Below are 8,633 nucleotides of genomic sequence, written 5' to 3' on the forward strand. Positions count from 1 at the left end.
GGGCAGCGGGCGGCGACGCGGTCGGGCGGACCTGCGCCGTGCCGGAGCCGCCGGCCGCACCCCGCGGGATCACAGGGCCCGGGTCAGCCGCTCGGTGAGCAGCCGGGTGAAGCGGGCCGGGTCGGGCAGCTCGCCGCCCTCGGCGAGCAGCGCGCTGCCGTACACCAGCTCGGCGGTCTCGGCGAGCGCCGGGTCCTCGGCGTTCACCCCGTGCGCGGTGCGCAGGGCGGTGATCAGCGGGTGGGCCGGGTTGAGCTCCAGGATCCGCCGGACCGGGGGCAGTTCCTGCCCCATCGCCCGGTACATCTTCTCCAGGGTCGGGGTCATGTCGTGGGCGTCGCCGACGATGCAGGCCGCCGAGGTGGTCAGCCGCGAGGACAGCCGGACCTGCTTCACCTGCGCGGCCAGGGCGGTGGTCAGCCACGGCAGCAGGGCCGCGTACTCCTCCTCCTGCCGGGCCCGCTCCGAACCCGCCGCGCCGTCGTCGTCGGCGGCCGGCTCGTCGAGGTCGACCTGGCCCTTGGCGACGGACTGCAGGCGGCGGCCGTCGAAGCCGGGGACCCGCTCGACCCACACCTCGTCGACCGGGTCGGTGAGGATCAGGACCTCGTACCCCTTGGCGGCGAACGCCTCCAGGTGCGGGGAGTTCTCCACCACGGCCCGGTTCTCGCCGGTGAGGTAGTAGATCGCGTCCTGGCCCTCCTTCATCCGCCCGACGTACTCGCGCAGGGTGGTGGTGCGCTCCGGGTCGTGCGTGGAGGCCGCCGACACCAGCTCCAGCAGGGCCTCGGTGCTGTCGGTGTCCTCGATCAGGCCCTCCTTCAGCACCCGGCCGAACTGGGACCACAGCGCCGTGTACCGCTCGGCGTCGTCGGCCTGCATCTTCCTGACCGCGCCGAGCACCTTCTTCACCAGGCGCCGGCGGACGCCGCGGATCTGGCGGTCGTGCTGCAGGATCTCCCGCGAGACGTTCAGCGACAGGTCGTGGGCGTCCACCACGCCCTTGACGAAGCGCAGGTAGTTCGGCATCAGCGCTTCGCAGTCGTCCATGATGAACACCCGCTTGACGTACAGCTGCACGCCCCGCCCGGAGTCCCGTGAGAACAGGTCGATCGGCGCCTGCGCGGGGATGAACAGCAGCGCCTCGTACTCGAAGCTGCCCTCGGCCCGCATGTGGATGATCTCGGCCGGGTCCAGCCAGTCGTGGCTGATCTGCCGGTAGAACTCGTGGTACTCGGCGTCGGTCACCTCGCTGCGCGGCCGCGCCCAGAGCGCCTTCATCGAGTTGAGCGTCTCGACCTCGCGGGTCACGGCGCCCTCGGCGTCGGTGCGCTCGACCGCCATCCGGATCGGCCAGCGGATGAAGTCCGAGTACTGCTTGACGATCTGGCGGACCTTCCGGTCGGCGAGGTAGTCGGCCAGCCCGTCCTCGCCGTCGGCGGGCTTCAGGTGCAGGGTGACCGAGGTGCCCACCGGCAGGCCGTCCGCGTCGGCGATCTCGTAGGTGCCCTCGCCGTCCGACTCCCACCGGGTGCCGCCGTCGGTACCGGCCCGGCGGGTGTGCAGGGTTACCCGGTCGGCCACCATGAACGCCGAGTAGAAGCCGACGCCGAACTGCCCGATCAGGCCCTGGGCCGCGGCGGCGTCCTCGGCCTCGCCGAGCTTCGCCAGCAGCTCGGCGGTGCCGGACTTGGCGATCGTGCCGATCAGCGCCACGAGCTCCTCGCGGCTCATGCCGATCCCGTTGTCACGGACGGTCAGCGTGCGGGCGTCCCGGTCGACCTCCAGGGCGATGTGCAGGTCGGCGGCGTCCGCCGCGAGGCCGGCGTCGACCAGCGACTCCAGGCGCAGCTTGTCCAGGGCGTCCGAGGCGTTCGAGATCAGCTCGCGCAGGAAGATGTCCTTGTTCGAGTAGATCGAGTGGATCACCAGCCGGAGCAACTGACGGGTCTCCGCCTGGAATTCCAACGTCTCGACACTGCTGCCCACTCTGGGGCTCCTTCCGGTTGCGGACGTGGGGGGCGCCACCCGGACCCGGAGGGCGTCCCCGTCGACACCGGAATCGTAGGCGGCCGGGCAGTGCGGTGGCGCCCGTTCGCCCGCGGTCGGCCCGGTCGGGTCAGGCCGCCGGCGGGGGCAGCGGCGGCAGCTCGGGCCGGTACAGCCAGGCCTCGAAGAGGCCCTCCAGCGGTGCCCCGCCCGCGTATCGGCCGGCGTGCGCCACGAAGTCCGCGGTCGACACCACGCCGTGCCGGTGCAGCCCCGCCCAGTCCCGCAGCAGCCGGAAGAACGGCTCCTCGCCGACCGCCCGGCGCAGCGCGTGCAGCACCAGGCCGCCGCGCTGGTACAGCCGGTCGTCGAACATCAGCTTCCGGCCCGGGTCGGCCAGCCGGAGGTCCTGCGGCAGCCGCGCCAGCAGGGCGTGCGCCGCCGCGGCCCGGGCGTCCGTGCGGACCCCGCCCGACCGCTCCGACCACAGCCACTCGGCGTACTTGGCCAGGCCCTCGTTCAGCCAGATGTACCGCCAGTTCGCGATCGACACGCTGTTGCCGAACCACTGGTGCGCCAGCTCGTGCGCGATCAGCCGCTCGTTCTCCCAGCCGCCGCCCAGGTGGTTGGTGCCGAAGGTCGCCACCCCCTGCGCCTCCACCGGCACGTCCAGCTCCTCGTCCGCGACCACCACCGCGTACTCCCCGAACGGGTACGGCCCGAAGACCCGCTCGAAGTACGCCATGATCGCCGGCTGCCGGGCGAAGTCCCCGGGCCCGCCCGCCAGCCGCTCCGGCAGGTAGACGGTCTGGGGCACCGCCGGCCGGTCCGCCAGCCGCACCGCCCGGTACGGCCCGATCGACACCGTCACCAGGTACGGCGGGGTGGGCGCGGACTGCTCGTACACCCAGGTGGTGCTGGACGCCCGGGTGGTCCGGGTCAGCAGCCGCCCGCCCACCACCACCGTGTACGGCGACGGCGTGGTGATCGCTATCTGGTACCCGGCCTTGTCGGCCGGCCGGTCGTTGCACGGGAACCAGGACGGCGCCCCGATCGGCTGGCTGGCGACCAGCGCGCCGTCCGTCAGCTCCTCCCAGCCCAACCCGCCCCACGGGCTGCGCACCGGCTTCGGATTGCCGGTGTAGTGCACCTCCACGGTGAACGGCGCCCCCGCCGCCGGCGCCTTGGCCGGGCGCACCCGCAGCTTGCCGCCGCGGTGTGTCCAGCGGGCGGCCTTCCCGTCCACCAGCACCCGGCCGATCCGGAACTCGGCCAGGTCCAGCGCGAACTCGGGCAGCGCCACCGCCGCGACCGCGCTCAGCCGCGCCGTCCCGCCGAGCCGGTTGGGGCCCGGACGGTAGTCGAGGGCGAGTTCGTAGCGGTGCACCCGGTAACGGGGGTCGCCGCTGCTGGGGAAGTACGGGTCCGGCTCGGCGAGCGGCGCCGGGGCGGCACCCTTGGCTCGGGCCGGGTCGTGCTTGGGCTTCACCGGGTCGTGCGCTCCAGACGGCATGGGGACGGTCACGAGGTGGTCTGCCAGACCTCGATGGGGTTGCCCAGCCACCTCGTGTCCGCGGGAACGGATTCGGCGCGCATCACCAGCGAGGCCGGGCCCAGCGTGCTGCGCGCGCCCACCGTGCTGCCGGGCAGCACGATGCCGCCGGGCCCCAGGGTGGCGCCCTCGCGGAGGACGACAGTATCCATCCGCATGATCCGGTCGTGGAAGAGGTGGGTCTGCACCACGCAGCCCCGGTTGATCGACACGCCGTCGCCCAGCGTGACCAGGTCCGCTTCCGGCAGCCAGTAGCTCTCGCACCACACCCCGCGCCCGACGTGCGCGCCCATCGCCCGCAGCCACAGGTTCAGCACCGCCGTGCCCGGCACCCGCCCGACCAGCCACGGCACCGCCAGCACCTCCACGAAGGTGTCCGCGAGCTCGTTGCGCCACACGAAACCGCTCCACAGCGGGTGCTCCACCGCCCGGAACCGCCCGACCAGCAGCCACTTCGCCGCCACCGCCGCGGCCCCCGCGGCCGCCCCGGCCACCAGCAGCACGCCCCCCGACAGCAGCGCCGCCACCGGCGCCGACCAGGCACCGGCCGTCCACGCCAGCGCCGCCACCGTCAGCACCCCCAGCGCCGCCGACAGCAGCACCGGTACGATCCGCGCCGCCTCCACCAGCCCGCGCGCCCACAGCAGCCGCCGCGGCGGGTCGTAGGTCAGGCTGAGGTCCGCCTCGTCCGCCGCCCGCGGCAGCCGCACCGGCGGCATGCCCAGGTAGGAGCCGCCCTTCTTCGCCTTCTTCGGCGTCGCCGACAGCACCCCCACCAGGCCCCGGGCCGGGACCGAGCGCCCCGGCGCGGTCATCCCCGAGTTCCCCAGGAACGCCCGCTCGCCGATCTTCGCCTCGCCGAGCCGCACCCAGCCGCCGCCCAGCTCGTACGGCGCGATCAGCGTGTCGTCCGCCAGGAACGCGCCGTCCCCGACCGTGGTCAGGCTCGGCAGCGCCAACACCGTGGACACCTCCGCCCGCCGCCCGACCCGCATCCCCAGGGCCCGCAGCCACAGCGGCGTCACCAGACCCGCGTACAGCGGGAACAGCACCTCGCGCGCCCGGTCCATCAGCTGGCTGACCGTCCACGCCTGCCAGCCCACCCGCCCGTGCAGCGGATGCGTCCCCGGCCGCAGGCCCGCGCCCAGCATCCGTACCGCCGCCACCAGCTGCGCCGCGTACACCGCGCCGTACGCCAGCGTCGCCGGCACCACCGCGAGCAGCGCGCCGCGCACCGCCTCCCCGGGGCCGTTCCCGGGCGCGACGAACCGCGACAGCACCGCGACCGCGGCCACCGCCGGGAGCAGCGGCAGCAGGGACAGCCCCGCCCCGCTCACCCCGTACGCCGCCGCCCAGCGCGCCCGCCGCGGCGGACGCTCCTTCGGCCACGCCCGCTCGACCCGGCCCAGCTTCACCGCGGGCGCACCGCCCCAGCGCTGGCCGGTCGGGACCTGCCCGGTGACGCTCGAACCCGGCACCACCTGCGCCCGCTTGCCGACCCGGGCGCCCGGCAGCAGCGTCGACCTGGTCCCGACCACGGCGCCCGAGCCGACCTTGATCTGCCCGACCTCCAGCCGGTCCCCGTCCAGCCAGTAGCCGGACAGGTCCACCTCGGCCTCCACCGCGCAGCCGCGGCCCAGCTTCAGCATCCCGGTCACCGGCGGCAGCGCGTGCAGGTCCACCTCCGGGCCCACCTTGGCACCCAGCGCCCGCGCGTACCGGACCAGCCAGGCGCCCGACAGCCCGGTCGCCCCGCTCAGCTCGGCCAGCCGCTCGGCCGCCCAGAGCCGCAGGTGCATCGAACCGCCGCGCGGGTACCGCCCCGGCCGCAGCCCGCGCAGCAGCAGCCGGGCCCCGCCCGCCGCCACCGCCAGCCGGCCCGGCGGCGTGAACAGCACCAGCGCCCCCGCCCCGACCGCCCACCACGACGCGGTCGGCGCCCAGGCGTACCCGCCCAGGTGCGCCAGCAGATTGCCCAGCGCCAGCACCGCGACCGTCCAGCGCAGCCCCACCACGGTGAACAGCGGCACCAGCAGCAGCACCTGCAGCAGCGCGGCCCGGCGCGGCACCGGGGCGACCGTGCGCGACTCGCCGCCCTCGGCGGCCGTCCGCTCCAGGTGGCGGGCCAGCTTGCGCAGCGTCGGCTGCTGGTAGACGTCCAGCACGGCCACGTTCGGGTAGCGGGTCCGCAGCAGCGTGGTCAGCCGGGCCGCCGCCAGACTGCCGCCGCCGACCGCGAAGAAGTCGTCCCGCGGGCCGCTCACCGGCACGCCCAGGATCTCCGCCCACTGCTCGGCCAGCCACGCCTCGGTGCCGTACAGCTCCTCGCCCGGCCCCGCGTTCTCCAGCTCCGGCAGCGGCCACGGCAGCGCCGCCCGGTCCACCTTGCCGGACGTCCGGGTCGGCAGCGCGTCGACCACGGCCAGCAGCGGCACCAGCGCGGCGGGCAGCTCGGCCCGCAGCCGGGCCACCGACTCGTCGCGGTCCCAGCCGTCCTTCACCACCAGGTAGCCCACCAGCAGCTGGTTGCCGCCGCGCGCCGTGCGCACCGCCGCCGCCGCACCGGCGACACCCGGCAGCGCCTGCAGCGCCGCGTCCACCTCGCCCAGCTCGATCCGCCGGCCGCCGAGCTTGATCTGCTCGTCCGTCCGGCCCAGGAACAGCAGCCCCGCCGGATCCGCCCGGACGAGGTCGCCCGACCGGTAGGCGCGCTCCCAGCCCAGCGACTCCAGCGGCGCGTACTTCTCGGCGTCCTTCACCGGATCCAGGTAGCGGGCCAGTCCCACCCCGCCGATCACCAGCTGACCGGTCGCGCCCTCCGCGACCGGCACGCCCCGCTCGTCCACCACCGCGAGGTCCCAGCCGTCCAGCGGCAGCCCGATCCGCACCGGGCCCTCCCCGGTCAGCAGCGCGGCGCAGGCCACCACCGTCGCCTCGGTCGGGCCGTAGGTGTTCCACACCTCGCGCCCCTCGGTCACCAGCCGCTGCACCAGCTCCGGCGGGCACGCCTCACCGCCGAAGATCAGCAGCCGCACCTCGTTCAGCGCCTCGGCCGGCCAGAGCGCGGCCAGCGTCGGCACCGTCGAGACCACGGTGATCTCCTGCTCCGCCAGCCACGGTCCCAGATCGGCGCCGCTGCGCACCTGCGAGCGCGGGACGGGCACCAGGCAGGCGCCGTAGCGCCAGGCCAGCCACATCTCCTCGCAGGAGGCGTCGAACGCCACCGAGAGGCCGGCCATCACCCGGTCGCCGGGCCCGATCGGCTCGTCCTGGAGGAACAGCGCGGCCTCGGCGTCGACGAAGGCGGCGGCGTTGCGGTGGGTGACGGCCACGCCCTTGGGGCGGCCGGTGGAGCCGGAGGTGAAGATGATCCAGGCGTCGTCGGCGGGGGTGGGGGCGGCCGGGCCGGCGGAGGGGTGGGGGGCCGAGGGGTGCGGGGCGGTCCCGGGTGAGGCGCCGTTCGGGGCCGGTGCGGTTTTGGGTGCTGCGCCGTCCGGGGCCGGTGCGGCGGTCAGCTCCAGGCGGGCGCCGAGCACCGCCGCCACCGCGGCCTCCTCGAAGACCAGCTGGGCGCGCTCGTCCGGGTCCTCCGCGTCGACCGGTACGTAGGCGGCGCCGGCGGCGAGCACGCCGAGGATCGCCACGTACAGGTCGTTGGTGCCCGACGGCACCCGCACACCGACCCGGGCACCCCGCCCGATCCCGGCGGCCGCCAGCCGGCGGCGCAGCCGCTCGACCTCGCCCGCAAGCGCGCGGTAGCTGAGGACCGTCCGGCCGTCGTCGAGGGCGGGCTCGCCGGGGTGGGCCCGCACGGTGGCGTCCAGGACGTCGACCAGGGTGCGCGGCGCGGGTGCGGGGCGCCCGGGGAACAGGGCGGGCGGCGCGGGCGGCGGGGGTGGCGCGTCCTGCGGGTCCGGTGCGTTCGGCGTGTGCGGTGCGTCGTGCGGGTCCGGTGCGTTCGGCGTGTGCGGTGCGTCGTGCGCGTCCGGCGGCTGCGGTCCGTCGTGCGCGTCCGGTGCGTTCGGCGTCTGCGGTGCGTTCGGTGGCTGGTGTACGTCCGGCGTCTGCGGTGTCGCGGGTGTCCCTGTCATGGCGGCCCGTGCGCTCCTCATCCTCGCCCCGTCCCTTCCGGTCTCCGGTCCCTGGGGCGGTGGGAGCACTCGCCTGACTCTGGCCTCTGGACGGCCCGACCGGGTGACCCCACTCCGGGGCCGGAGCGGACAACCCGACCGATGGTAGCCCTGCGTCGGACGGGCAAATCCGCCGACACTCCACTCAACTGGGCCGTAAATGGCCGAATCTGACTGCCAGTCAGTAAACAACTGAGCGCATTCGGGCGAGAAGTGACGCGGCGTCAGTCATTTTGACGGATCGTCAGGTCGTTTTCGCGAGGGTGAGCCACGCCACACCGAAGACTGCTCCGTCCGGGTGGCGGCGGCCTCCGTGGGGCCCGTGTGCGCGGCCGATCCGCCCCGGCCGCCCGGCGCCTGCCGGGGGGAGGAGGCGCGCGAAGTGCGGGGGAGGGGTGCCGGGCGCGGCGCACGGTCGGTCGTACGGCAATATCGTTACCGTCCGAACGGGATGAGTAACACAATGGCGACGTCGGCGGCGAGGGCCGCCGCGGGGAACGGAGCTCACACAGGTGGCCGAGGCAGCGGGCGTCATGCAGTCGATCACATTCGCGGCCTGGCGGGACGACCCGCTCCACCCCGGGGCTCCGGCCCACCGCAGATACGTCACCCTGGCCGAACTGCTCGTCCTCCTCGGCGGCTACGGCCTCGGCCTCACCTGGCAGGTCCGGATCTACGACCCGCCCACCGGCACCGTGTCGACCCCCGCGCCCGGCGGGCGGATCGCCACCCTCGACCTGCTGGCCGGCCAGGCACCCCACCGCCAGCACGTCGACGCCGACTTCCACGGCTACGCGGGCGAGGAACTCGTCGTGGTGTTCCAGGAGTTCGACAGCACCAGCTGGGACGTCCGGAGCCGCGACGAACGCCTCCTCGCCCACATCCGCGGCCACTACCCCGACGCCGGCCCCACCTCCGACCCCGGGGCGGCGGCCGCGCACCCGGGCGGCGCGGACTGACGC

Annotated in this window: 4 protein-coding genes; 1 reads left to right on the forward strand and 3 read right to left on the reverse strand. The window is 75.0% G+C overall.

The window, feature by feature from the left end; translation table 11 throughout:
- Window positions 1–69: 69 nt before the first annotated feature.
- The 3 genes from htpG to ACWGB8_RS36775 all read right to left on the reverse strand — a co-directional run bounded on the left by htpG (window position 70) and on the right by ACWGB8_RS36775 (window position 7,632).
- Entirely contained in the window at window positions 70–1,989 is a 1,920-nt protein-coding gene (gene htpG / locus ACWGB8_RS36765) for a molecular chaperone HtpG (protein WP_452218007.1), read from the reverse strand.
- A 130-nt stretch (window positions 1,990–2,119) separates the two neighbouring features.
- On the reverse strand, window positions 2,120–3,502 hold the full coding sequence (locus ACWGB8_RS36770; protein WP_452218008.1) for a M1 family metallopeptidase: 1,383 nt from the start codon (window positions 3,500–3,502) through the stop codon (window positions 2,120–2,122).
- A gap of 8 nt (window positions 3,503–3,510) precedes the next feature.
- Complete coding sequence (locus ACWGB8_RS36775) at window positions 3,511–7,632, reverse strand: Pls/PosA family non-ribosomal peptide synthetase (protein ID WP_452218009.1); 4,122 nt, start codon at window positions 7,630–7,632, stop codon at window positions 3,511–3,513.
- 551 nt (window positions 7,633–8,183) lie between these two features.
- Here ACWGB8_RS36775 and ACWGB8_RS36780 point away from each other — a divergent pair.
- Entirely contained in the window at window positions 8,184–8,630 is a 447-nt protein-coding gene (locus ACWGB8_RS36780; RefSeq protein ID WP_452218010.1) for a hypothetical protein, read from the forward strand.
- Window positions 8,631–8,633: the final 3 nt, after the last annotated feature.

The organism is Kitasatospora sp. NPDC054939 (assembly GCF_053610105.1).